This is a genomic window from Nonomuraea sp. NPDC049625 (assembly GCF_040675285.1).
Taxonomy (GTDB): domain Bacteria; phylum Actinomycetota; class Actinomycetes; order Streptosporangiales; family Streptosporangiaceae; genus Nonomuraea; species Nonomuraea angiospora_A.
Genome location: NZ_JBFAOQ010000005.1, coordinates 66,584 through 90,969 on the forward strand (window position 1 = coordinate 66,584; position 24,386 = coordinate 90,969).

Sequence of the window (24,386 nt, forward strand, 5' to 3'; positions counted from 1 at the left end):
GCTATGAGGTTATCCGCATATTTCGTACGGCCATCCCCACCGGCCAGAACGGTGGCTCCCATGGTGGCCCGCCATGACCCCGCCGCGATTGCCTGAGCACCATGAGAAACAACAAGCCCGTCCGCATTCTGACGGCGGCAGCCGTCGCGGCCACGATGACGGCGGTCTGCGTGGGCCAGGCCGCGCCCGTGCAGGCCGCCGCCGTCGCCGCGCCCGAGATCCCCGACACGCCCGCGGGCCGGCAGTTGCGCTGGCTGCTCGACGCCGCCACGCGCCCGCCGATCCCGGAGAGCGAGCTGAGGCAGCACTTCGCCGCCGAGTTCCTCCAGAGCGTCCCCGCCGACCGGCTGAACCAGACCCTGACCGGCTTCAAGGGCATGCGGTTCCAGGAGCTCACCAGGTCGGAGAGCGCCCTGCTCGTCGCCACGGTCGAGGCGGCCGGCGTCCTGTTCGACCTGTCGCTCACGACGGACGGCGCCGGCCTCATCAGCGGGCTGCTGTTCCGCCCGCAGGTCTCCCCCGCGCCCAAGGACTGGGCGGAGCTGGACCAGCGGCTGAGCAGGCTCGCGCCGCAGGCCGGCTTCATCGCCGCCGAGGTGGCCAAGGACGGGGCCTGCCGCCCCGTGCACTCCGTCGCCCCCGGCACGGCGCGCCCGCTCGGCTCCATGTTCAAGCTCTACGTGCTGGGGGCCGTGGCCGAACGCATCGCGAGCGGGGCGTTCGGGTGGGACACCCGGCTCACGATCACGCCGGAGCTGAAGAGCCTGGGGTCGGGCGAGCTGCAGAACCGCCCGGACAACAGCGAGGTGTCGGTGCTGGAGGCCGCCAAGCTGATGATCTCCATCAGCGACAACACCGCCGCCGACCTGCTCATCCACCGGGCCGGCCGCAAGAACGTCGAGCGTACCGCGCGGGCCTGGGGCGCCCGCGACCGGCGCGACACGCCCTGGCTCACCACGCGGGAGATGTTCGTGCTCAAGGGCGCCGGCTACCCGCGGCACGCCAAGAAGTACCTCTCGCTGGGAACGGCCGGGAAGCGGGCCTACCTGGACAAGGTGGTCGCCAAGGTCCCGCTGTCCCGCATCACCGGGTGGACCGCGCCGCGCGGGCTGGACACGATCGAGTGGTACGCCTCCCCCGCCCAGGTGTGCCAGGCCTTCGCCCGGCTGTCGAAGCTGCCCGACAAGCACGTCGGCGAGGCCCTGTCGATCGACGACGCGGGGCTCGCGCTGGACAGGGCCCAGTGGCCGTCGGTCTGGTTCAAGGGCGGGTCGGAGCCCGGGGTGAGCGACCTGGGATATCTCGCCAGGACGGCGGACGGGAGGTCGTTCGTGGTGACGACCCTGGCGATCGATCCGAAGACCCCGTTCGACCAGGCGCGGGCGTTCTCGGAGCAGCTGGGGCTGACCCGTGGCGCGTTCGCGCTGGTCAAGGGCTCCTGAAGGCCACGATCACGAGGGCTCGTCGCGGAAGTCCTCGGCGTGGTCGCGGGCCCACTCGCCGTACGTGCGGGCGGGCCGGCCGGTGACCTTCTCGACCGTGTCCGTGGGGGGCAAAGGCCGGTCGACGGCGGCGGCCGACTCCTTGATCACCACGTCGGCGACCTGGGGCGTCGTCCAGGCGCTCAGCTCCGCGCGGTACTCCTCCAGATCCTGGACGAGGAAGCGGACCGGACGGCCGATGGCCTCCCCGATCAGCTCGGCCTGACGGCTGCGGCTGACCAGCTCCGGCCCGGTCAGCGGGTAGGTCGCACCTTCGTGTCCCGGCTCGGTCAGGGCGAGGGCGGCGACCGCCGCGATGTCCGCCTCGTGCACGGGGGCCGAGCGCGAGTCCGGGAACGGGTCCCGCACCACCCCCTCGGCCCGGACCGACGGCGCCCACTGGAGCGTGTTGGTGGCGAAGGCGCCCGGGCGCAGGAACGTCCAGGCGATTCCCGAGCGGGCCACGGCCTGCTCGGCGTCGCCGTGCATGCGGCCGATCGCGTCGGTCGAGGCGGGGTCGGCGAGCAGCGCGGACAGCAGGACGATGTGCTCCACCCCGGCGGTCGCGGCGCGGGTGACGAAGTCGTCCAGGCCGCGTCGCTCGGCGTACAGGAAGACCTTGGTGACGCCGGCGAGCGCGGCGTCGAACGTGTCCGGGTCGGCGAGGTCGCAGAGCACCGTTTCCACCCCGGCGGGCAGGCGGGCCGCGCCCGGGTTCCGGCCGGCCGCGCGGACGGGCTGTCCCGCGGCGAAGAGTCGCTGTACGAGGCCGCGCGCGACGTGCCCGCGCGCCCCGGTCACCAGAATCGTCATGCCACCAGGTTGGCCGCGCGGCCGGGACGTCGGGTAGGCCCCCGTGGGCCTGGGACTCGTGATACCAGGCCATGATGGAAGACGATGAACAAGGACGAGCTGGGCAGTTTTCTGCGGAGCAGGCGCGAGCGGGTCAGGCCGGAAGAGGCGGGGCTGGCGCCCGGCCGCCGGCGCCAGACGCCGGGCCTGCGCCGCGAGGAGGTCGCGCTGCTGGCCGGGATCTCGGTCGACTACTACATCCGGCTGGAGCAGGGCCGCGGGCCGCAGCCGTCCGCGCAGGTGCTCGCCGCGCTGAGCCGCACGCTGCGGCTGACCGGCGACGAGCACGACTACCTGCTGCGGATGGGCGGCCAGGCCCCGGTCCGGACCGGCTCCGCGCCGGAGGTTCCCGAGTACGCGCGGCGCCTGCTGGATCGCTTCGAGGAGTTCCCCGCCGTGATCGTCAACGTCTGCTGGGACCTGCTCGCCTGGAACCGGATGCTGGTCGCGCTCATCGGCGACCCGGCGGCCAGACCGCCCCGCCGGCGCAACACGCTGCGCTGGCTGTTCGGCGGCGCTCCCGCCCTGCTGAGCGATCACGCCGACCATGCCCGCCAGGCCGTCGCCGATCTGCGGGCCAGCGGCCGCTACCCGGACGATCCAGACGTACGGGAGATCGTGGACGAGCTGACGGCGGCCAGCCCGCTGTTCGCCGAGCTGTGGGCGGCGCAGGACATCGAAGTGCAGCGGACCGTGACGAAGCGAGCCATGCACCCGGTGGTGGGCGTGATGGAGCTCGATTGCGACGTCCTGCCCCTGCCCGGCGGGGAACATCGCATCGTCCTCTACACCGCCGCCCCGGGCTCGCCATCACACCGTGGGCTGCAGCGCCTGCGAGCACTCACCGAAAGCAGCTCGATGAGCCCGCTCCCGGAGGGACGGGAGCGGGCTCGGGTGCCGTGAGGCAGGTCAGCGGATCTGGCTCGGTTGCGGCCACTCCGTGCCGGCGGCGAAGTGGTCGTGCCACTTGATCGGCGTCGGCTGGAAACGGCCGGTCTCCGAGGTGGCCACGAACACGTCCGCGGCGTCGCCCCGCGTGAAGGCGATCACGTCGGCCTTGCCGTCGCCGTTGACGTCGCCGACGCCCGGGACCTGGTCGCCGCCCGCGAAGTTGTCGTGCCACTTCCAGGCGTTCTCCACGAACCTCCCGCCGTCGGACAGCGACACGAAGACGTCGGCCGCCGCGCCGCCGGTGAAGGTCGCGATGTCGTCGCGCCCGTCGCCGTTGAAGTCGCCGACGGCGGGCGTCTCGGAGCCGACGGCGAAGTTGCCGTGCCAGCGCCACCCGTCGTGCCGGAAGACGCTGCCGCTGGACAGCGCCACGAACACGTCGGCGGACGTGCCCCGGGTGAAGGCCGCGACGTCGTCCCGGCCGTCGCCGTCGAAGTCGCCCACGGCCGGGAGCTCGTCGCCGATCACGAAGCGGTCGTGCCACTTGCGCGACGTCCCGAACCCGGACCCGGTCGACAGGGCCACCCAGACGTCACCCGAGTCGCCCCGGGTGAAGGTCGCGATGTCGTCGCGGCCGTCGCCGTCGAAGTCGCCCACGGCGGGGATCTCCGTGCCGGCGGCGAAGTAGTCGTGCCACTTCCAGCCGTTCTGCACGAGTTTCGTGCCGTCCGACAGCGACACGAAGACGTCGGCGGCGCTCCCCCGGGTGAACGTCGCCGCGTCGTCGCGGCCGTCGCCGTCGAAGTCACCCGTCAGGGCGATCTCCTGGCCGACGGCGAACGAGTCATGCCACTTCCACCCGTCCTGCACGAACCTCGTCCCGTCGGAGAGCGAGGCGTACACGTCGCCGGTGCTCCCCCGGGTGAAGGTCAGCACGTCGTCCCGCCCGTCCTTGTCGAGGTCGGTGCGGGTGGGCGTGCCGGTGCGGCCGGAGACGACCGGCCCGGCGGCGGCCGTGCGGCCTGACAGGTCCACCGCCTCCACCCGGTAGTACCAGGTCGCGCCGGCGGCCAGCGGGCCGTGGGTGAAGCCGGGCGCGCGGGTGGTGCCGAGCAGCGTGTTCTGCGCGGACGGCGAGGTGGAGCCGTACACGCGGTATTCGCGGATGCCGAGGTCGTCGTCCGGCTCGCGCCAGGTGAGGTGCAGCGCGTGCCTGTCGCCGCCGACCAGGGACGGCCCCTCGCTCGCCGCGGGCGCCCGGTCGTCGGCGTGCTGCGCGGGGACGAGGCTGTCAGCGGCGTACCGGGCCGCGGTCCACGGGGGCGCGCCGGCCGTGGGCCGCAGCTCGACCCTGATGGAGGACTTGCCCGCGGTCGCGCTCACCGGCAGCGCGAACGTGTCCGCCAGCCAGCGCTGGGTGCCGTTGCCGAGCGGCTGCCGCCACTCGCCGACGTCCACCCCGTCCACCAGGACCCGGGCCGCCTGGCCGGCGGCAGCCTGGTCGGAGGTGCGCCGCAGCAGCACGCCCGCGTTGCCGGCGTCCACGCCGAGTTGGAACGACACGGGGCTCGACGTGGACCGCGTCACCCCGCGCACGGTCTGGTGGTCCTCGTCCCCCTCGTACACCGAGGCGAGCGTGGCCTGGGTGGCGGCGCCGCTCTCCCGGTAGTCGTGCGCGGCCCTGCCGGCCGCGTCGCCGACGTCGAGGACGCTCGTGCGGTGCGTGCCGAAGGTGGGCTGCGTGTAGAGGAACGCGGTGGAGCCGTACGTGGCGGGCTTGTCGTTCTGCGGGCCGTGCTCGATGCCGAACCTGAGCGCGGAGGAGAACTCCACGCCGTCGGAGAGCATGAGCCGGTACGCGGCGTCGCATTCGTACGGGCAGCCGCCGCCGGCCTTCTCGTGCGCCGGGTTGCCGGCCAGCGGATCGTTGAACTCGCCGCGGTTGAAGTACCAGCCGGACTCGTAGAAGTCCTCGGTCCCGGAGCCGTGGAGCTGCGGCGTCAGCGCGCCGTCCACGTATGCGCGCTCGTCGCCCTCCAGGTACTCCCGCGTGAGACCTTCGGTGATGAGCCCGTTCATGGTGTGCGAGACGCCGACGAACTTGCCCCGTCCCGTGCGGTCGGAGAACAGCCAGTCGGAGTCACGGACGGCCGGGCCGCGCCGCGACTCGGTGGTGAAGTAGCCGGCCTGGCCGCCGGGCGCGAGCGCGTCCGCCCAGGAGGCGTCGGCAGCGGAGGTGACCTGCACCTCCAGGTCGTCCAGCGTGCGCCCGGTACCGTTGACCAGGCTCACCCTGGCCTCGGACCGGTACGGCATCGGCCACCACGTCGTGTACCAGCCGCCGCCCGCGGTGTCCACGGCGAACAGCAGCGACTTGACCGGGTACTCGCCCAGACCGGCGCCGAAGAACTCGCCGACCGGAGAGTCGGCGGTGGTCCGGCCGTCGAAGTCGAGCCGCAGCCGCAGCCCGGCCAGGGTGTCGTCGGTGTCCGACGCGTCCGGGACCCGCACCCGCAGCGCGGAGATCGCGCCGGAGCCGGTCACCCGGGCGAACTCGCGCTGCTGCCCCGCCGTCAGGCTCGCCTTCTGGGTGACGGTTTGCGCGCCGGGCCGGGCCGGCTTGGGGTCGCGGGTGCCGGACGCCTTCAGCAGGTTGACGACGTCGGAGGCGTTCTCTGCGGGGTCGAACCGCCGCACCCCTTCCGCGTCTGGGAAGTGGCGGTAGGTGACGTGGTAGAAGAGCGGGTTGTGCTGCGTGTACACCCGCATGGACTGGCGGTACGGCATCGGCACCTTGATGTAGACGCCGCCCGAGCTCTGGTCGGCGTTGGCCACCAGCGGGAAGACGAACGGCCCGCCGACCTGCCCGTTGACCAGGCTCTGCAGCGGCGCGCTGACGACCACGGCGCCGTCGAGCTCGATGGTGATCGTGCCGGTGGCCGACACGTCGCCGCCGTCCCTGGTGAACCAGATCGAGGAGATCTCGCCGGCGCCCGTGTCCTCGGCGATCACGCACTGGCTTCCCGAGGTGCGCAGGCAGGAGTACACGCCGCCGAACCCGTCCTGGAAGTTGGCGCCGGCCCGGTCGAAGCTGGAGAACTGCCGGGTCTGGGTACCGGGGCTCAGGTACGGGAGCCGGTCGAGGCGCCGGAAGACGTCCCAGCCGATCGGCCCTTTGTCGGCCCCCGCCGCCGCGACAGCGGGCTGCGCTGTCACGGCGACGGGGGCGGCCACGAGAAGCAGGCTCGTCGCCAGCGCGGCGAGCAGCTTTCGCATCATCCGCGTGCCTTTCACAGCGTGGTCTCGCCGTTGAGGCCGAAGAAGTCGTGCCACTTGACCCCGGCGCCGAAGGCCGACGTGCCGTTCGACAGGCCGACGAAGACATCGTTCGTGGAACCCTTGGTGAAGGTGACGATGTCGTCCTTGCCATCGCCGTCGAAATCACCGGTGTACGGGAACTCGCCGTTCGGAGCGAACCAGTCGTTCCACTTCACGCCCGGACCGAAACCCTGACCATCCGAAATCGCGACCCACACATCACCGAGGTTGTTGTTGGTGAACGTGACGATGTCGTCCTTACCGTCACCGTTCACATCCGCGATCCGAGGTTGCTCACCGGCGAGCGCGAAATTGTCGTGCATCTTCACCGCGGCGTTGAAACCCGTCCCGGTGGACGTCGCCACGTACACGTCATTCGTCGAACCCTGAGTGAAGACGATGATGTCGTCCTTGCCGTCACCGTTGACATCACCCACCGCCGGGAATTCGCCGTTCAAGGCGAACCAGTCATGCCATTTGACGCCGGCACCGAATCCATGGTCGTTGGACAAGGCCACGTACACGTCGTTGGCCGTGCCACGGGTGAACGTGACGATGTCGTCCTTGCCGTCACCGTCGAAATCGCCGACCGCCGGCACTTCACCGCTCGGCGCGAAGAAGTCGTGCCACTTGGTCGCCGCCCCGAAGCTGTTCCCGGTGGACGGCGCCACGTAGACGTCGGCGTTCGCCCCCTGGGTGAAGGTGACGATGTCGTCCTTGCCGTCGCCGGTGAAGTCGCCGGTCAGCGGGACCTCGCCGCTCAACGCGAAGTAGTCGTGCCACTTGACCGACGTGCCGTCGAAGGCGGTGCCGGTCGACTTCGCCACGTAGACGTCGGCGTTCGCGCCGTGCGTGAAGGTGACGATGTCGTCCTTGCCGTCACCGTCGAAGTCCGCCGGAGAGCCGCCCAGGAGCGAGCCGCCGCCACCGTTCACGAGGGACATGTAGTAGTCCCAGTTCCAGTGCGGGCCGGGGTCCGTGTGGTCGTTGCCGGGGAGCTCGTTGTGGCCGACGATGTTCGCGCGGGTGCGCGGGATGCCCCACTTGTCGGCCAGGTAGCGGGTCAGGGCGGCCGAGGAGCGGTACATGGCGTCGGTGAACCACGACGGGTTGTCCACGAAGCCCTCGTGCTCGATGCCCAGGGCCTCGGCGTTCGAGGACCGTGCGTGGTAGGCGGTGTCGGTGTCGCGGACCATCTGCGTGACGTCACCGTCGGACGAGCGGATCACGTAGTGGGCGCTGACCTGCGCGGACGGGTTCTGGAACCAGCTGATCGTGCCGGCGTACGAGCCCTGGGTGACGTGGATGACGATCTTGCGGATGGGGCTGGAGCGGCCGGGCGAGTAGTTGTTGCCGTTGGCGGGGACCCAGTGCGCCGGCGGGTAGTCGGTGCTCAGGAGGCCGGCCTGGGGTTCACCGGTGGTGGCCGCCAGGGGCTTGACCTTCTCGTACGTGCCGCGCTCCGGCCTCACCTTGCGCGGCTGGACGACGACCTCGGCCTTGATGCCCTGGGTGAGCAGGCCGTAGACGGTGTCGGCGTACAGGCGGGCCACCTGGTCATCGGCGGCGCCGCCGTAGCGTGCGACGACCGGGTACCAGGCGTTGACGTCCTTGCGCTTCGACGCGTCGAGCCCCGCCTGGTCGGCGAGGGCACGCAGGACCGCCGCGCCGCCGCGGATGTTGGCCGCGGCGTCGCTCTTCAGGTCGGCCTCGGGCTCGCCGGTGAGCTTGGCGGCCTGTTCGAGGGTCTTGTGCTGCGGATTGCTCACCAGGTGCATGACGCCGTAGCCGTTGTCGCTGCTGGGCGCGCCGTTGTGGCCGTCGAGATGCGTCTCACCGTAACCGACCGCCACGAGCAGGTCCTTGGGGACCTGGTATTCCGCTGTCGCGTCGGCGAACGCCTTGTCCAGCCCGTCCGGCTGGGCGGCGACGGCGGGCCTGGCGGTGAGCAGCAGCCCGCCGACGGCCGCGCATAAGGCGGCCTTACGCACATGCTTCCACTGCATTGTTCCGGCTCCTTCTAGAGGGTGGTTTCGCCGTTCAGGCCGAAGAAGTCGTGCCACTTGACCCCGGCGCCGAAGGCCGAAGTGCCGTTCGACAGGCCGACGAAGACGTCGTTCGTGGAACCCTTGGTGAAGGTGACGATGTCGTCCTTGCCATCGCCGTCGAAATCACCGGTGTAGGGGAACTCGCCGTTCGGAGCGAACCAGTCGTTCCACTTCACGCCCGGACCGAAGCCCTGCCCATCCGAAATCGCGACCCACACATCACCGAGCCCGTTGTTGGTGAACGTGACGATGTCGTCCTTGCCGTCACCGTTCACATCCGCGATCCGGGGCTGCTCACCGGCGAGCGCGAAATTGTCGTGCATCTTCACCGCGGCGTTGAAACCCGTCCCGGTGGACGTCGCCACATACACGTCATCCGTCGAACCCTGAGTGAAGACGATGATGTCGTCCTTGCCGTCACCGTTGACATCACCCACCGCCGGGAACTCGCCGTTCAGGCCGAAGAAGTCATGCCATTTCTGGCCCGCGCCGAACCCGTTCCCGCTGGACAGGGCCACGAAGACGTCCTGGGTCGTCCCGCGGGCGAAGGTCGCGATGTCGTCCTTCCCGTCGCCGTCGAAGTCGCCGACCGCCGCGATCTCGCCGCCGGGCGCGAAGAAGTCATGCCATTTCGCGGCGGGACCGAAGCCCGTGCCGGTGGACGGCGCCACGTACACGTCGCCGCTGGAGCCGTGCGTGAACGTGACGACGTCGTCCTTGCCGTCACCGGTGAAGTCGCCGGTGTAGGTGGTCTCGCCGCCCAGCCCGAAGAAGTCGTGCCACTTCACCGACGTGCCGTTGAAAGCGGTGCCGCTCGAGGTGGACACGTACACGTCGGCCGAGGCGTTCTTGGCGAAGGTGATGATGTCGTCCTTCCCGTCGCCGTCGAAGTCGGCCGGCGAGCCCGCCTGCATGCCGTGCATCCAGGCGGCCTCGTTCAGGAGCGAGCGGGCCTTGGCCTCGGACTGGTCGTAGCGGTCGGGGAAGGCGGAGCGCTGGACGCTCTGGGCGAGCTGCCCCGGGGTGTAGCCGGGGTTGGCCGCGTCGTTCCTGATGGCCCGGGTGAAGAACGAGTTGGCGGCGAAGCTGACGTCGAGGATCTGCTCAGGAGTCCCCCAGCCCTGGCTCGGGCGCTGCTGGAAGACGCCGAGGGAGTCCTTGTCGCCGCAGTTGAGGTTGTTCATGTGGGACTCGACCCAGCCGGTCTCGAACGCCGCGAGCATCACCTTGTCGTTGGCGTTGAGGCTGCGGCCGACCCGGTAGACGGCGGTCGTCACCCACTGGTCGTGGACGGCGGGGACGGACGGGCAGGCGAGGAGGAGTTCGGCGTTGGAGCGGTGCTTGCCGGGGTCGGGGGCCGCCTGGGCGGGCATGGCCGAGGCGGCGGCGATCGCCAGCGCGCCCGCGGTGACGGATAACGCGCGGCCGATTCGGGACTTGCGCATGATGTCTCCTGGATCAGAGGGTGGTTTCGCCGTCGAGGCCGAAGAAGTCATGCCATTTGATGCCGGTGCCGAAGGCGGAAGTGCCGTTCGACAACCCCACGAACACGTCGTTCGTGGCGCCCTTGGTGAAGGTGACGATGTCGTCCTTGCCATCGCCGTCGAAATCACCGGTGTAAGGGAATTCGCCGTTCGGCGCGAACCAGTCGTTCCACTTCACGCCCGGACCGAAGCCCCGGCCGTCGGAAACGGCGACCCACACGTCACCGAGCCCGTTGTTGGTGAACGTGACGATGTCATCCTTGCCGTCACCGTTCACATCCGCGATCCGGGGCTGCTCACCGGCGAGCGCGAAATTGTCGTGCGCCTTCACCGCGGCGTTGAAACCCGTCCCGGTGGACGTCGCCACGTACACGTCATTCGTCGAACCCTGGGTGAAGACGATCAGGTCGTCCTTGCCGTCGCCGTTGACATCGCCGACGGCCGGGAACTCACCGTTGAGCGCGAACCAGTCGTGCCATTTCACGCCCGTGCCGAAACCGGTGCCGGTCGACAGCGCCACGTACACGTCGTTGGCCGTGCCACGGGTGAAGGTGACGATGTCGTCCTTGCCGTCACCGTCGAAGTCGCCGACCGCGGGAATCTCCCCGCTCGGCGCGAAAAAGTCGTGCCACTTCGCGGCAGTACCGAAGCCCGTACCGGAGGACGGCGCCACGTAGACGTCGGCGTTGGATCCCTGGGTGAACGTGACGACGTCGTCCTTGCCGTCGCCGGTGAAGTCGCCGGTCAGCGGGACCTCGCCGCTCAACGCGAAGTAGTCGTGCCATTTCACCGACGTGCCGTCGAAGGCGGTGCCGGTCGACTTCGCCACGTAGACGTCGGCGTTCGCGCCGTGCGTGAAGGTGACGATGTCGTCCTTGCCGTCACCGTCGAAGTCCGCCGGAGAGCCGCCCAGGAGCGGGCCGCCGCCACCGCAGTTGCCACTGGTGTGCTTGGCGGCGGCTTCGCTGTAGCGGAGAGCCACACCGTCGATGACGATCGGCTGGTTACCGCCGTCGGCCTCCTGCTCGTAGTGCAGGTGCGGGCCGGTGGAGTTGCCGGTGCTGCCGACCTTGCCGAGTTCGGCGCCGTAGTCGACCCACTGGCCCCTGGCGGCCGTGATCCGGTCCAGGTGCGCGACGAGGCTCGTCCAGCCGCCGCCGTGGTCCACGCGGACGTAGTTGCCGTAGCCGGGGTGGCCGGTGACCGTCTCGATCACCGTGCCGGGCGCCGAGGCCAGAGCGGGGGTGCCGAGGTCGCCGGAGCCGGCGATGTTGAAGTCGATGGCGTTGGCGACCTCGGTGGGGTGGTGGTAGTAGTCCCGCACCTGTCCGCACGGCCACGGGGCGCGGAAGTCGGGGCGGAGCCCGGCCGCGGCGGCCGGGGCGGGCGGGACGAGGAAGACGCCGGCCGACAAGGCCGTCACCGATAACAGGATCCTGCTTCTCACGGGGTTCTCTCCTGTCTGGAGGCGTGACGCGGCCGCGCGGCGCGAGGGTTGCCGTGCCGCGCGGAGGATTACCGGGTCAGAGAGTGGTCTCGCCGGGCAGGCCGAAGAAGTCGTGCCACTTGCCGCCGCCGGCGAAGGAGGTGCCGGTCGACAGGCTCACGCGCACGTCGGCGGACGGCGTGTGGGTGAAGGAGACGATGTCGTCCTTCCCGTCGCCGTCGTAGTCGCCGACGTACGGGAACTCGCCCGCCGGGGCGAAGTCGTCGTGCCATTTCGTGGCGGCCCTGAATCCGGCGCCGTCCGACAGGGCCACCGAGACGTCGGCGGCGGGGTTGTTGGTGAAGGAGGCGATGTCGTCCTTGCCGTCGCCGTCGAAGTCGCCCACGCGGGGCTGGTCCGCGCCGGGCGCGAAGCTGTCGGCCACCTTGGTCGCTGGGCCGAAGCCGTGGCCGGTGGACATGGCCACGTACACGTCCGCCGTGGAGCCCTGGGTGAAGACGATCAGGTCGTCCTTGCCGTCCCCGTTGACGTCACCGACGGCCGGGAACTCGCCGTTCAGGCCGAAGTAGTCGTGCCATTTCTGGCCGGCGCCGAACCCGTTCCCGCTGGACAGGGCCACGTAGACGTCCGCGGCGGCGCCGCGGGTGAAGGTGGCGATGTCGTCCTTGCCGTCGCCGTCGAAATCGCCCACCGCCGGGACCTCACCGCTCGGGGCGAAGAAGTCGTGCCATTTCACGCCCGGTCCGAAGCCGTTGCCGGTGGACGGCGCCACGTACACGTCGCCGGTGGTCCCTTGGGTGAAGGTGATGATGTCGGCTTTCCCGTCGCCGGTGAAATCGCCGGTGTAGGGGAGCTCACCGCTCGGGGCGAAGAAGTCGTGCCACTTCGCGGACGCCCCGAAGCCCGTGCCGGTCGAGGCGGCGGCCCACACGTCCGCGCTCGCCCCGTGGGTGAAGGCCACGATGTCGTCCTTGCCGTCTCCGGTGAAATCCGCCGGCGAGCCGCCGAACATGGTCCCGCTGGTGCCCGTGTAGTACACCTCCAGTTCGGCGACGGAGGTGAAGGTGCGGGTGCCGCCCGGGGCGCCGATGACGCGCACGCCGTCGCCGTCCACCGGGTTGAAGCCCAGCTCGTACGTGCGGTTCGGGCCCGCCGTGTTGTCGTACGGGTAGTCAGGCGTGATGCGCAGTCCGGTGACGTTCACCCATTCGTGGTTCCTGCGGACCTGCACCCGCAGATCGCTCGCGAACCAGCCGCCGTCGCCGAAGAGCTGCCCGCTGGTGAAGGCGACCTTGTTCATCAGGTATTCGCGCGGCCAGGTGTAGCCCCACCAGCTCGCGCCCTTGCGCTCGTCGTTCCAGTCGTCCTCGCTCTGCGCCTTGTTGCCGTCGTTGTAGAACCCGACGTTCCCGAAATGCGCCACCCGCTCGACGCCGGTCGTGCCCGGCTCGCGGGCCAGGTTCCTGGCGCCGTCGGGCGTGTTGGCCGGGGTGGTGTCCACGTGCGGCTCCAGGCGCATCTTGCGCAGCGAGAACGTGTACGCCCAGTGCTGCCCGTCGGGGAAGCCGCCGCCGCACGGGCAGACGTTCGACTGCAGCCACATCGACTTGCCGTCGGCGCTGATGTACTTGGACGGGATCGTGGTGGCGTAACCGCCGTGCTTGGTCGTGGTCCACGGGTAGCCGCCGAAGTCCTTGCCGGAGAAGTGCTTCCACGGGCCCCACGGCGTCGGCGACTCGTAGAACTCGAAGGTGTACTCCGTCCAGGACGTGTAGAGGTAGCGGTTGAGCGGCTTGTTGTACACCACGCCGCCCTGGCTGAGCACGGTCAGGTTCTTGGCCCGGTTGGCGGTGTAGACGTCCTGGTAGATGCGCCGGTCGTCGTGCATGACCGCGACCCGCCGGCCGATGTCCGCGGACCAGGTGGGCGCGCCGGAGGCGGCGAAGCCGCTGACGAACTCCCAGGCCGACCGGTTCTGCACCTGGTCCTTGGGCACCCGGGCCAGCCACAGGTCCACCGGGTCGGGCACCCGGTTCGCGAAGGAGTCGCGCCAGTTGTGGTCGAGGCCGTAGGCGTAGACGTAGCCGTCGGGGGCGTTGCCGTACGCCTTGCCGTAGTCCAGGAACATGATCGTGGTGAACACCCCGTTGCCGAACATCGGCCCCGACCTGTCCCACGTCCACGTCCTGCCGTGGTCGGTCGACTTCGCGATCGTCGCCGCCGGGGCGTCGTCGAAGTCGAACGCCAGGTCCTGCACGGCCAGGTAGAGCGTGCCGCCCACGCAGGCCATGCCGGTGGGCTTGCGCGTGTGGTTCGCCGTCCACACCTGGCCGACGTTGTCGCCGATCGGCAGCTGCGCGCCGGTCAGGTTGCCGGGCATGCCCGAGATGCGGGCCACGCCGATGTCGCTGTACGTGCCCGCGAACCCGATGCCGTCACCGTAGGCGGTGTAGACGTTGTCGTCGTCGGACCAGCAGTTCGGCCACAGGTCGCCGTGGTTGCGGTTGTCGCCCGCGGCGGGCGCGCCGACCGTCGCGCCGGAGTCGATCTGCACGGTCGAGAAGAACGGGCTGGGCGGCGGCGAGGCGGCGGCCGTCGCCGCCGGGACGGCGGTGATGGTCATCATGAGCAGCGTGGCCAGGCCCGCGCCCAAACATCGTCGAACGATCGAGAACATGACTTCTCCTGGCGGTGCGGGACTCCTGAGCGCATGGCAGTCAGGAGGCCGTGAGGTGGGGGTGAAGGGAGAAGAGATCTGAGCAATCGATTTCTGGATGAACGTACAATCGCGGCCTGACAGCCGTCAAGCCCTGATTTGTCAGGATTTCAGTCGAGCATTTGCCCAGGTAAACCACCACATTTCAATATTTCAGGAAATGTGGAAGTATGATCATGACCGGAAAGCGATTCCTGGACCAGGACCTCGACCCCAACCTGCGGCGAGGAGGGGCGCGGGGCTCCGCGATGGTAGAAACTTGGTGCGATGCCCACTATCTACGATGTCGCACGGGAGGCAGGCGTGTCCGCCGCCACCGTTTCCCGCGTGCTCAACGGCGCCCAGACCGTCGACCCCGCCATGGTCGCCCGGGTGCTCACGGCGGTCCGCGAGCTCGGCTACCGCCCCAACGCGGTCGCGCGCAACCTGCGGCGCAGCCGTACGTCCCTCTGGGCCGTGATCATCTCCGACATCGGCAACCCGTTCTTCACCTCCATGGTGCGCGGCATCGAGGACGTCGCGCAGCAGGAGGGTTACTCGGTCGTGCTGTGCAACAGCGACGAGGACCCGGCCAAGGAGGAGACCTACGTCGCGGCGGCGCTGAGCGAGCAGATGGCCGGCGTCATCATCTCCTCCTCGGGCAGCGTCAAGGCGGCCAAGACGCTCATCGACTCGCCCGTGCCCGTCGTCGCCGTCGACCGCGAGCTGCCCAGGGGCGCCGTGGACACGGTGGTGGTCGACAACGAGGGAGGCGCGCGCACGGCCACCGAGCACCTGCTCGCGGCCGGATACCGGCGGATCGCGTGCATCGCGGGGCCCGAGGGTGTGAGCACCGCCGACCTGCGCCTGCGCGGCTACACGACGGCGCTGCCGGGTGACCCTGTGATCGTCCGCGCGGACTTCCGCGAGCAGGGGGGTTACGACGCCATGGCCGCACTGCTGTCCTCTCCCGAGCCTCCCGACGCGGTCTTCGTGGCCAACAACCTCATGACGGTGGGCGCGCTGCGCTGCCTGACCGAGCACGGGGTGGACGTGCCCGGGCAGGTCGGCCTGGTCGGCTTCGACGAGATCCCGTGGGCGGACCTGGTGCACCCGTCGCCGTCGACGGTGACGCAGCCGACGTACGAGCTGGGCCGCATGGCCGCCCGCCTGCTGGTCGACCGCATCGCCACCCCCGCCGCCAAGCCCGCCACGATCGTCCTGCCCGCCGAGCTCCATCCCCGCGAGAGCTCCACCCCCCGTTAACGGGTCGCGAGCTCGTGGGCGATGTGGGAGGTGGAGTCGTACAGGTCCCGGTAGAGCCCGTACAACCGCGCGTAGTCCTCGGCGGCGGCCGGGTCGGGCTCCACGACGGACGCCACCGGGTTCCAGCCCGCGCACGAGACGCCGCAAGCCTGGGCCGCCAGCATGGCGTCGCCGAAGGCGGCGCCCACCGTGTGGGTGGACAGGACCTGCTCCTGCTGGAGCACGTCGGACACGATCCGCGTCCACAGCCCGCCCTTGGTGCCGCCGCCCACCGCGACCAGCCGCTTCGCCGACCCGCCCGCGGCCCGCATGGCCTCCAGGTTGTGCAGCACGCCGAACGCGGTCGCCTCCAGCGCGGCCCGGTACAGGTGGCCGCGCCCGTGCCGCAGCGTCAGCCCGATGAGGGTGCCGCGCGCGTCCGGGTCGAAGAGAGGCGTGCGTTCTCCCGCGAAGTACGGCAGCATCAGCAGCCCCTCCGCCCCGCGCCCCACCGCCGCGGCCTCGGCCGTGAGCGACTCGAACGAGGCGCCGGTCAGGTCGCGCAGCCATCCGGTGACGGCGCCCGACGTGGCCATCCCCGCCGCCAGGTTGTACGTCCCCGGCGAGACCCCCACGGTCCCCCACAACCGCGGCGAGACGGCCCGCGAGGCCAGCACCTCGACCAGGAACATCGTCGTCCCGTACATGAGCATGACGTCGCCCGGCGAGGTCGCCCCCACGCTCAGCGCCTCGGCCCACGCGTCGATGGTCCCGGCCACCACCGGGATCCCCTTCGGGAGCCCGGTGGTGGCGGCGGCCGCCTCCGTGACCGTGCCGACGACGTCGCCGCTCCACGCCAGCGCGGGCAGCTCCAGCTCGGGGAAGAGCTCCCAGTCGTCGATCCACTCGTGGGCACGGGTGTCGTACAGCGGCGTGCACTGGCTGGCCGCGTGATGGTCGAGCACGTACGCGCCGGTCAGCCGGTACGCCAGCCACGAGTGCGCCATGAAGATCCGCCGCGTCCGCGCCCACACCTCGGGCTCGTGGGTGCGCAGCCATTCCAGCTTCGGCCCCACCCCCTGGGAGGTCAGCGGCGACCCGCACCGCTCCAGGATCGCGGAGGCGCCGTACCGGGAGGTCTGCGCCGCGATCTCGGCGGTGGCCCGGGTGTCCACCCCGTACAGGATCGCGGGCCGCAGCGGCGTGCCGTCCTGCGCGCAGGGCAGCACGCACGGGCCGATCCCGCTCAGCCCGACGGCGGCGACGTCCGGGCGGGCCAGCTCCGCCACGATCGAGGTGAAGTCGGCCCACCAGACGTCCTGCGCCGAGTGCTCGAACCAGCCCGGCCGTGGCGAGGCGGTGCGGTGTTCGCGGACCGCCGTCGCCACGACCGTGCCGTCGGGCGCCACGAGCACCCCCTTGGAGCTGGAGGTGCCGATGTCGACTCCGAGGAACATCAGTTCTGCCCCGACAGGTCGAACTGCTTGTAGAGCTCGGCCGCGTTGTCCTTGGTGACCTGCGTCGTGCCGAGCACCTGCTTCTTCTCGACCTGCCGGCCGTGCAGGATCTTGTTGACGGTGTCGGCCGCCTCCTGCGCGCCCGTCGGGTAGATGAACGTGGCCGAGAGCTGGCCGAGCTGGACCGCGCGGATGCCGCCGTCGGGGATGGCCAGGCCGTCGATGCCGATGAACTTGATCTTGTCGGCCTTGCCCGCCGCCTGGGCCGCCAGGTACGCGCCCAGCGCCATCGGGTCGTTGTGCCCGTACACGAGGTCGATCTGCTCGTGCTGGGCGAGCCACTGCTGCATGATCGGGGTGGCCTGTTCCTTCACCCACTTGCCCTCGCGGTCGGCGATAATCTTGATCTTGGGGTTGGCCGCGACGGCCTCGCGGAAGCCCTTGTCGCGGTCGATCTGCGGCTGGTTGGACATGATGCCGCGCAGCTCGACGATGTTGCCGCCGTCCGGCAGCAGCCTGACCGCCTCCTCCCCCGCCTTCCTGCCGATGAGCACGTTGTCGCCGCCGATGAAGGCGGTGTAGCAGTCGGTGTTCACGGTGCGGTCGAGGACGATCACGGGGATCTTGGCGTCGCACGCCTGCTGCACGGCCGCCGTCAGCGGCGCGGGCTCGGTGGGCGAGACGATGAGCGCGTCGACCTTCTGGGTGATGAAGTTCTGGACCTGGGAGACCTGCGTGGCGCTCGACTGCTTGGCGTCGGCGATCGGCAGCAACTCGATGTCCGGATATTTCTTCAAAAAGTGCTGCAACTGCAGGTTGAGCTGGGCCCGGTACGGCTCGGCGTTGTTCGACTGCGAATAGCCGACGACGAACTTCTCCTTCTCACCTGACGACGCCGACGGCGCGGGCGCCTTGGACGCGCACGCGGCGGCCAGGAGCGCGCACAGCGCGATGGTGATGGGCTTCTTCATGATCGAGACCCTCCTCGGAAGATCTTGAAGAGATCGGGACGCTGCAGGACGACCGCCACGACGACGATCAGTCCCTTGATGACGAGCTGCCAGTTGTCGCTGACCGCGTTGAGGCCGAGCACGTTGTCCAGGAGCGTCAGGATGAGCGCCCCCACGAACGTGCCGGCGATGGTGCCCTTGCCGCCCGCCAGCGACGCCCCGCCGATGACGGCGGCGGCGATGGCGTCCAGCTCGAACGACTGCCCGGCCTGGGGGTCGGCCGAGGCGCTGTAGGCGGCGTCGATCGGCCCGGCGAAGCCGGCGAGCATGCCGGACAGGGTGAAGACCGCGATCGTGACCGCCGTGACGTTGACGCCGGACAGCCGGGCCGCGGTGGGGTTGCCGCCGACGGCGTACACGTGCCGGCCGAACCGGGTCTTCGTCAGGATCAGGTGGAAGACGACGCAGACCACGATGAAGGCCAGCACCGGATAGTAGACGCGATCAAAGAGGTTGTGCCCGGGGGTGCCGAACAGCTGGAACGCCTCAGCCTGCGGCGTCAGCTTCCCGTCGGCCCCGGCGATCTGGGTGCCGACGCTGACGTTGTCGCTGACCTGCCGGTCGAGCCCGCGTACGACCGAGAGCATGGCCAGGGTCATGACGAACGACTGGATGCGCAGCCAGGCCGTGCCGGCGCCGTTCAGGAACCCGAAGAGGGCTCCCACCACCATGCAGATCGGCACGATCTGCCACGGCTCCAGCGAGAACTTGGCGAGCATCATCGCGGCCGTCATCGACGCGATGCCCAGCAGCGAGCCCACGGACAGGTCGATGCCGCCGGTCAGGATCACCAGCGTGACGCCGACCGCCAGGATGCCGCGGGAGGCGAAGGCTCCGATGGCGTTGGTGAGGTTGGTCTCGTTCAGGAACATCTCGCCCTTGGTGGCGATCCCCACGGCGAGGATCAGCACCAGGCCGATGTACGCCTGCGCGGCCCCGAGGGCGGAGAGCGTGCGCCGCATCCGGCTCTCCCCCGGCGCCTTCACGGGCGGCACTGGATCGGGTGGCGCGGTCTTCACGGTTGTCATATGGTCACCTGCTGTCTTGCCATGGCGGCCTCGAGGATCGCCTCCTGCGTCGCCTGGCCTCTCGGGAACTCGGCGGTGATGCGGCCCTCGCAGAGCACGAGGATCCGGTCGCACATGGCGAGCAGCTCGGGCAGCTCGGAGGAGGCCACGAGCACGCCCTTGCCCTCGGCGGCCAGCGACGACATGAGCGCGTGGATCTCCGCCTTGGCGCCCACGTCGATGCCGCGCGTGGGCTCGTCCATGAGGATCAGCGAGGGCGCCGTGAGCAGCCACTTGGCCAGCACGACCTTCTGCTGGTTGCCGCCGGAGAGGTTGCCGACGGTGAAGCGCAGTCCGGGCGTCTTGACCCGCAGCGCGCGCACCTGCTGCTCGACGGCCGCGCCCTCGCGCCGCCGGTCCACGGTCCAGAACCGCAGGTAGCGCCTGAGCGATGACAGGCTCGCGTTGAAGGCCACGCTGTTGCCCAGCACGAGGCTCTGCGCCTTGCGGTCCTCGGCGACCAGCGCGACACCGCGCTCGATCGCCTGCTTGGGGCTCCTGGGACGGTACGGCGCGCCGTGCAGGCTGATCGATCCCTCCGACGGCCGGTGCACGCCGAAGATCGATTCGAGCAGCTCGCTGCGCCCGGCGCCCATGAGCCCGGCCACGCCGACGATCTCCCCGGTGCGCACGGTCAGCGAGATGTCCCGCAGCGCCGTACGCCCGGTGTCCCGATCCCCCGGCACGCGGAGCCCCTCGACCCGCAGCAACTCGTCACCTTCGGTGGCGCCGTCGGCGCGCGGGAACATCTCGCCCAGGGGGCGGCCGACCATCATCTGGATGAGCTCGTCCCGGTTGATGCCGGTGCGCTCGCCGATGTACTGGCCGTCGCGCAGCACGACGACCCGGTCGGCGATCTCCTCCAGCTCCTCCAGCCGGTGCGAGATGTAGATGACGGCCACGCCGCGTCCGGTCAGGTCGCGGATGACCTCGTACAGCCGCTGCACCTCCGCGTCGGCCAGGGCCGAGGTGGGCTCGTCCATGACCAGGACGCGGACGTTCTGCGACAGGGCCTTGGCCACCTCGATGAGCTGGCGTTCGGCGATCTTGCACTGTTTGACGAGCGTGCGCGGCGACAGGTCGAGCCCGAGGCCGCGCAGCAGCTCGGCGGTGCGCGCCTCGGTGGCCCTGCGGTCGAGGAGCGCGCGTTCCTGGCCGAGAAAGATGTTGTCCGCGACGGACAGCTCGGGCACCAGGTTGAGCTCCTGGTGGATCATGGCGATCCCGTGCCGCCGCGCGTCCTTGGGCGAGTGGATGTGCGCCACCTCGCCGCCGATCTCGATCTCGCCCTCGTAGTCCTTGAACACCCCGGCCAGGATGTTCATCAGCGTGGACTTGCCGGCGCCGTTCTCCCCGAGCAGGGCCACCACCTCGCCCTCCGCCACGGTGAGCGACACCCCGTCGAGGGCCCGCACGCCGGGGAAGGACTTGCCGATGGCCCGCATCGCCAGGACGGTGGTCACCGGAGGCTCCACGCCGTGTAGGAGGCCGCCGACCAGGGGGTCTTCGGGGCCAGCTGGACGGTGATCTCCCGCTGCCCGCGGGTGACGCCCGCCGGGATCTGGTAGACGTCCTCCAGCCACCTGCGGGTCCGGTTGCCCAGCGGCTGCACCCAGTCGGCCAGCCGCCGCCCGTTGACGGTGACCTCGGCGTGCTGCCCGGCGACGCTCTGGTCACTCGTACGGCGCAGCTCGACGCCCTGGTTGTTCCGGTCGATCGTGAGCCTGAACGTGACCGGGGCCTGCGTGACCCGCTGGGTGGCCTTGAGCGTGACGGGGTTCCTGAAGTCGCCCTCGAACGCGGACTCCAGCGTGGTGACCTCACCCTGTCCGGTGTAGCCGTGCTGCCGCTCGCTCGCCGGGTCGCCGACCGTCAGCGAGTCCGTCTGCGCCGTGGCGCTGCGGTCGGAGCCGTACCAGTAGGCGGTGGAGGAGTAGACGCCTTCGACGTCGTTCGTCCAGCCGTGCTCGATGTCGAACGTCAGCGAGCCCGCGAACGGCACGGCGTCGCCGATCATCAGCCGGTACGCGCCGGTGCAGTCGTTCTCCGCCGGGCAGCCGGTCGCCGGGGCCAGGTGGGCGGTGTTGCCGTGGAACGGGGTGCTGAAGGTCTCGCGGTTGAAGTACCAGCCCGCCTGGTAGAAGTCCTCGGTGCCGGTGCCGTGGATCTGCGGGGTGCGCGAGCCGTCCACATAGACGCGCTCGTCGCCTTCCAGGTAGTTGCGGTTGGTCGGGCCGCGCATGGTGTGGCTGATCCCGACGAACTTGCCCTGCGCGCCGGAGACCCGAAGGAAGGGCCAGCTCGTGCCGGGGGTGGTGCCGCCGGCGCGGGACTGCGTCCTGAAATAACCGACATTTCCTGATACGGGGCGGTTGGTTGACGTGACCGTCGCCTGGCCCTCGATCGTGCGGCCGGAGTCGTTGAACAGCTCGACCGTCGCGCCCGTCCGGTACGGCATCGGCCACCACGCGCTGAGCGTGCTGGTCGCGGCGTCGACCGCGTACATGAGCGACTTGACGGGCAGCATCGCGTGCCCGCTGCCGAAGAACTCGCCGGCCGGCGAGTCGACCGTGCGCCGGCCGTCGAACGTGATCCGTAGCCGCAGCCCCTGCAGGATCTCCTGCGCCGTCCTGATCTTCGCCAGCTGGGGCTGGTCCATCGGGAAGGCGAAGGTCCGCTCGCCCTGCCACGTCTGCGCGACGATCGTGTAGTGGTGCGCGGCCTCGTCGGCCGCGTCGCCCACGTCCACGGTGTCGGTACGCTTGCCGGCGCTGTCCACCCAGTACGTGAACTCGTTGTAGTCGAGGTCCGACGAGGCGAACACGTTCTTGACAGTGATCTGCGACTTGCCCTTGGTGGCACTGGCCGGCAGGTCCACGACCTCCTCGGCCCACATCCCGGCGGCGCCGAGCTTGCTCGGCGGCCACTGGGCCACCTGCTGGCCGTCCACCAGGACCTTGGCGACCTGCCGGCCGATGGCGGGGTCGATGCGCCTGGTCAGCCGCACGCCGTCGTTGGCGGGGTCGATCTTCACCGTGAACTCGCTGGAGCCGTTCCGGCCGAACGCCCGGCCCTCGTCGGCCTCGGTCTCAGGCAGCACCTGCTCGGCCTGGGGCAGCGTCAGCTTGATCGCCGACAGCAGGCCGGCGCCCTGGGTGCGCGCGACCCGTACCGACTGGCCGGGCGCGAGGCGGATCGCGGCGTCCTGGGAGCGCGCGCCCGGGACGGCGGGCTTGGGATCGCCGCCCGCCTTGAGCCGGTCGATGACGTCCTGCGCCTTGTCGGCCGGGTCGAACGTGCTCACGCCCTCGGCGTCGGCGAACGTGCGGTAGCTGACGTGGTGGAAGAGCGGGTTGTGCTCGGTGGTGATGCGCATCGAGCGGGTGAACGGCATCGGCACCTCGACGTAGACGCCGCCGGAGCTCTGGTCGGCGTTGCCCACGAGGGGGTAGGCGAAGGGGGCGCCGAGCTTGCCGTCCACCAGGTCCTGGAGGCTCGCGTCCACCACCTTCCTGCCGTCGAGCTCGACCGTGATCCTGCCGGTCCTGCTGACGTCGCCGCCGTCCCTGGTGAACCAGATGGCCTGCACCTCGCCGGCGCCGGTGTGCTCGGCGATCACGCAGCCCCCGTCGTCGGTGCTGCTCAGGCACGAGTACGTGCCCTCGAACCCGTCGTTGTTGTCGCCGGTGCGGTCGAAGCTGGAGAACTGCTTGGTCTGCACGCCGACGGGCAGCTCGGGCAGCCGGTCGAGCCTGCGGTAGACGTCCCACCCGACGGGTCCCTTGGCGCTCGCCTGCGCCTGCGCCGGTGCGCTGGGGCCCTTGGCGCTCGCCTGCGCCGGTGCGCTGGGGCCCTTGGCGCTCGCCTGCGCCGGTGCGCTCAACCCGCCCAGGACGAGCGCGGCCGCGAGGAGGAGAGGACTAAGCCGCATCGCCGAACCCCTCGAACTCGACGCCCAGCTGCTTGCAGACCGCTTCCAGCTCGGCGATGTAGTCGCCGGGGACCGCGTGGATGTGGTTGGAGCCGAACCGCCCGAGGAACTCGGTGGCCGGCACGTGCAGCCTGGTGAACGCGTGCGGCCACTCGAACGTGGACTGCCGGGCCATCGCCTCGTTGGTGGCGTCGTCGTACAGCTCGAAATCGCCGCGCATCACGTGCATGCGGTACTGGCCGTCCCTGCGGGTGAGGCGGGCGAACGTGGCGGCGCCGGGCGCGGCGAGATGGTGCACGCTCGCGCCACCTGCCGGGAAGAAGAACACCTCGGGGTAGAAGTGCGTCCTGGCAAGGTTCTCCTCGGGGTCGTCGGACCTGGCCGCGTACCAGGTGGCGTGCTGGCCGGAGTTGCACAGGTCCCAGACGTCCTTGTCCGCGTGGTAGTGGCGGACGTCGGCGAAGAGCACCGGGTCGCCGCTCAGCAGCTTCAGGATCTGCATCGTCAGCGCGCCGTCCATGTCGGCCTCGGTGGCGCAGACGTGGGTGTCCTTCGGGCCCTCCCAGTCGTACGGGTCGTTGAGGAAGGCCTCGGCGAGGTCCATCGTGCAGAAGTGGGTGGTCAGCTCGGGCTGGCCCTTGATGCCGGAGAAGTCCAGGTTCCACTCGTCGATGAGCTCGCGCATCGCGTAGTACGTGCGGATCTGGCGTTCGAGCAGGTCCGGCGTGAGCTGCTTGCCGTCGTAGTGCACGTTCCCCTTGGCCTCGAGCCACTGGCGGGCCTGGGTGACCCGCGCCTGGGAGGCGTTCTCACTCCGCCGGACGATCTCCCACTGGTCGATCTCCTCGACGTCGACGCCGAACGTACGCATCCACTGGTCGGTGTTGGCGACGGCGGTGTACATGCCCATCGGCCGGCCGCCGATCCGGCCGAACGTCGAGCCGCGCAGGCCCCGGACCGCCTGGGCGGCCCGCACCTCGGTCAGCACGCGCTCCCTGACGGCGGGGTCGTCGATGTCTCCCCAGGCGCGGGCGTGCACCCGGCCGATCTGGTCCAGGCCACCGCCGCCGGCGAGCATGCCGACCATGCCGGGCTGCGCGGGGTCGATGTTCGCCATGAGCAGCAGCGGCCCCGGGGTGGCCTCGGCGGCCAGCATGGTGAAATGCGGGAAGGCCCAGACCGCGTAGTTGAAGATGGTCAGATCGGGCCGGCGATCGGCCAGCCATCGCGCCTGCGACGTGGCCAGCTCGTTGGTCCACACGATCTCCGGCGCCACGATGACCTCGTGGCCCTCCTTGCGCAACGCCTCCGCGAGGGCGGTGGTGGCGTGGGTGATGTGCTCAACGAGATCGCGGGCGACGAAGTCCCGCCCGTCCGAGATGCTCAGCACTCCGATACGTGCCACGGGTTGTCCTCCATGCATACGAGAAATCGATTGCTCAGAAATCGATTTCCCTCAA

At 70.2% G+C, this 24,386-nt stretch carries 15 protein-coding genes; 3 read left to right on the forward strand and 12 right to left on the reverse strand.

Going from position 1 to position 24,386, the window contains the following annotated elements; all coding sequences use genetic code 11:
- Positions 1-101: 101 nt before the first annotated feature.
- Positions 102-1,442, forward strand: a complete 1,341-nt coding sequence (locus AB0J87_RS22830) for a serine hydrolase (RefSeq protein WP_363968006.1) — start codon at positions 102-104, stop codon at positions 1,440-1,442.
- 9 nt (positions 1,443-1,451) lie between these two features.
- Here the strand turns inward: AB0J87_RS22830 and AB0J87_RS22835 are convergent, their stop codons facing one another.
- Complete coding sequence (locus AB0J87_RS22835; RefSeq protein ID WP_363968008.1) at positions 1,452-2,294, reverse strand: NAD(P)H-binding protein; 843 nt, start codon at positions 2,292-2,294, stop codon at positions 1,452-1,454.
- Between the two features lie 84 nt (positions 2,295-2,378).
- Between AB0J87_RS22835 and AB0J87_RS22840 the strand changes: the two genes are divergently transcribed.
- Positions 2,379-3,236: a helix-turn-helix transcriptional regulator gene (locus AB0J87_RS22840; protein ID WP_363968010.1), complete on the forward strand. Its 858-nt coding sequence runs from the start codon at positions 2,379-2,381 to the stop codon at positions 3,234-3,236.
- 6 nt (positions 3,237-3,242) lie between these two features.
- Here AB0J87_RS22840 and AB0J87_RS22845 read toward each other — a convergent pair whose 3' ends face one another.
- The 5 genes from AB0J87_RS22845 to AB0J87_RS22865 form a co-directional block, all read right to left on the reverse strand.
- A complete protein-coding gene (locus tag AB0J87_RS22845) occupies positions 3,243-6,503 on the reverse strand; it encodes a DUF2961 domain-containing protein (protein ID WP_363968012.1) in 3,261 nt (1,086 codons plus the stop codon).
- 11 nt (positions 6,504-6,514) lie between these two features.
- Positions 6,515-8,548, reverse strand: coding sequence for an N-acetylmuramoyl-L-alanine amidase (locus AB0J87_RS22850; protein WP_363968014.1), 2,034 nt, complete (start codon positions 8,546-8,548; stop codon positions 6,515-6,517).
- 14 nt (positions 8,549-8,562) lie between these two features.
- Positions 8,563-10,035 carry a VCBS repeat-containing protein gene (locus tag AB0J87_RS22855; protein ID WP_363968016.1) on the reverse strand — a complete coding sequence of 491 codons (1,473 nt, stop codon included), beginning with the start codon at positions 10,033-10,035 and terminating at the stop codon, positions 8,563-8,565.
- Positions 10,036-10,048: 13 nt separating this feature from the next.
- A complete protein-coding gene (locus AB0J87_RS22860; RefSeq protein ID WP_363968018.1) occupies positions 10,049-11,521 on the reverse strand; it encodes an FG-GAP-like repeat-containing protein in 1,473 nt (490 codons plus the stop codon).
- A gap of 76 nt (positions 11,522-11,597) precedes the next feature.
- Positions 11,598-14,198, reverse strand: a complete 2,601-nt coding sequence (locus AB0J87_RS22865; RefSeq protein ID WP_363968020.1) for an FG-GAP-like repeat-containing protein — start codon at positions 14,196-14,198, stop codon at positions 11,598-11,600.
- A 306-nt stretch (positions 14,199-14,504) separates the two neighbouring features.
- Between AB0J87_RS22865 and AB0J87_RS22870 the strand changes: the two genes are divergently transcribed.
- The gene (locus tag AB0J87_RS22870) at positions 14,505-15,482 is read left to right on the forward strand and encodes a LacI family DNA-binding transcriptional regulator (protein WP_363968022.1); all 978 of its coding nucleotides are present in this window, start codon (positions 14,505-14,507) and stop codon (positions 15,480-15,482) included.
- On the opposite strand, the gene AB0J87_RS22875 is transcribed toward AB0J87_RS22870, so the two are convergent.
- From AB0J87_RS22875 to AB0J87_RS22900, 6 genes are read right to left on the reverse strand one after another with little or no spacing between them, the layout of a single operon-like run.
- Positions 15,479-16,918 (reverse strand): FGGY-family carbohydrate kinase, encoded by a 1,440-nt coding sequence (locus AB0J87_RS22875; RefSeq protein WP_363968024.1) that lies wholly within the window; start codon positions 16,916-16,918, stop codon positions 15,479-15,481. The two genes, AB0J87_RS22870 and AB0J87_RS22875, sit on opposite strands and share 4 nt — an antisense overlap.
- Positions 16,918-17,889: a substrate-binding domain-containing protein gene (locus AB0J87_RS22880; protein WP_363968026.1), complete on the reverse strand. Its 972-nt coding sequence runs from the start codon at positions 17,887-17,889 to the stop codon at positions 16,918-16,920. The genes AB0J87_RS22875 and AB0J87_RS22880 overlap by 1 nt, the downstream gene beginning before the upstream one ends.
- A complete protein-coding gene (locus AB0J87_RS22885; RefSeq protein WP_363968028.1) occupies positions 17,886-18,956 on the reverse strand; it encodes an ABC transporter permease in 1,071 nt (356 codons plus the stop codon). The genes AB0J87_RS22880 and AB0J87_RS22885 overlap by 4 nt, the downstream gene beginning before the upstream one ends.
- A complete protein-coding gene (locus tag AB0J87_RS22890) occupies positions 18,953-20,458 on the reverse strand; it encodes a sugar ABC transporter ATP-binding protein (RefSeq protein ID WP_363968030.1) in 1,506 nt (501 codons plus the stop codon). The genes AB0J87_RS22885 and AB0J87_RS22890 overlap by 4 nt, the downstream gene beginning before the upstream one ends.
- Positions 20,455-22,926, reverse strand: coding sequence for a glycoside hydrolase family 172 protein (locus tag AB0J87_RS22895; RefSeq protein ID WP_363968032.1), 2,472 nt, complete (start codon positions 22,924-22,926; stop codon positions 20,455-20,457). The genes AB0J87_RS22890 and AB0J87_RS22895 overlap by 4 nt, the downstream gene beginning before the upstream one ends.
- Positions 22,916-24,331 carry an L-fucose/L-arabinose isomerase family protein gene (locus AB0J87_RS22900; RefSeq protein WP_363968034.1) on the reverse strand — a complete coding sequence of 472 codons (1,416 nt, stop codon included), beginning with the start codon at positions 24,329-24,331 and terminating at the stop codon, positions 22,916-22,918. The genes AB0J87_RS22895 and AB0J87_RS22900 overlap by 11 nt, the downstream gene beginning before the upstream one ends.
- Positions 24,332-24,386 lie beyond the last annotated feature (55 nt).

Excerpts from the sequence above, each read along its gene's own strand:
- AB0J87_RS22845 (WP_363968012.1), bottom strand. The coding sequence starts at position 6,503 with ATGATGCGAAAGCTGCTCGCCGCGCTGGCGACGAGCCTGCTTCTCGTG.
- AB0J87_RS22875 (WP_363968024.1), bottom strand. The coding sequence starts at position 16,918 with ATGTTCCTCGGAGTCGACATCGGCACCTCCAGCTCCAAGGGGGTGCTC.
- AB0J87_RS22830 (WP_363968006.1), top strand. The coding sequence starts at position 102 with ATGAGAAACAACAAGCCCGTCCGCATTCTGACGGCGGCAGCCGTCGCG.
- AB0J87_RS22885 (WP_363968028.1), bottom strand. The coding sequence starts at position 18,956 with ATGACAACCGTGAAGACCGCGCCACCCGATCCAGTGCCGCCCGTGAAG.
- AB0J87_RS22880 (WP_363968026.1), bottom strand. The coding sequence starts at position 17,889 with ATGAAGAAGCCCATCACCATCGCGCTGTGCGCGCTCCTGGCCGCCGCG.
- AB0J87_RS22835 (WP_363968008.1), bottom strand. The coding sequence starts at position 2,294 with ATGACGATTCTGGTGACCGGGGCGCGCGGGCACGTCGCGCGCGGCCTC.
- AB0J87_RS22865 (WP_363968020.1), bottom strand. The coding sequence starts at position 14,198 with ATGTTCTCGATCGTTCGACGATGTTTGGGCGCGGGCCTGGCCACGCTG.
- AB0J87_RS22850 (WP_363968014.1), bottom strand. The coding sequence starts at position 8,548 with ATGCAGTGGAAGCATGTGCGTAAGGCCGCCTTATGCGCGGCCGTCGGC.
- AB0J87_RS22855 (WP_363968016.1), bottom strand. The coding sequence starts at position 10,035 with ATGCGCAAGTCCCGAATCGGCCGCGCGTTATCCGTCACCGCGGGCGCG.
- AB0J87_RS22840 (WP_363968010.1), top strand. The coding sequence starts at position 2,379 with ATGAACAAGGACGAGCTGGGCAGTTTTCTGCGGAGCAGGCGCGAGCGG.
- AB0J87_RS22895 (WP_363968032.1), bottom strand. The coding sequence starts at position 22,926 with ATGCGGCTTAGTCCTCTCCTCCTCGCGGCCGCGCTCGTCCTGGGCGGG.
- AB0J87_RS22870 (WP_363968022.1), top strand. The coding sequence starts at position 14,505 with ATGCCCACTATCTACGATGTCGCACGGGAGGCAGGCGTGTCCGCCGCC.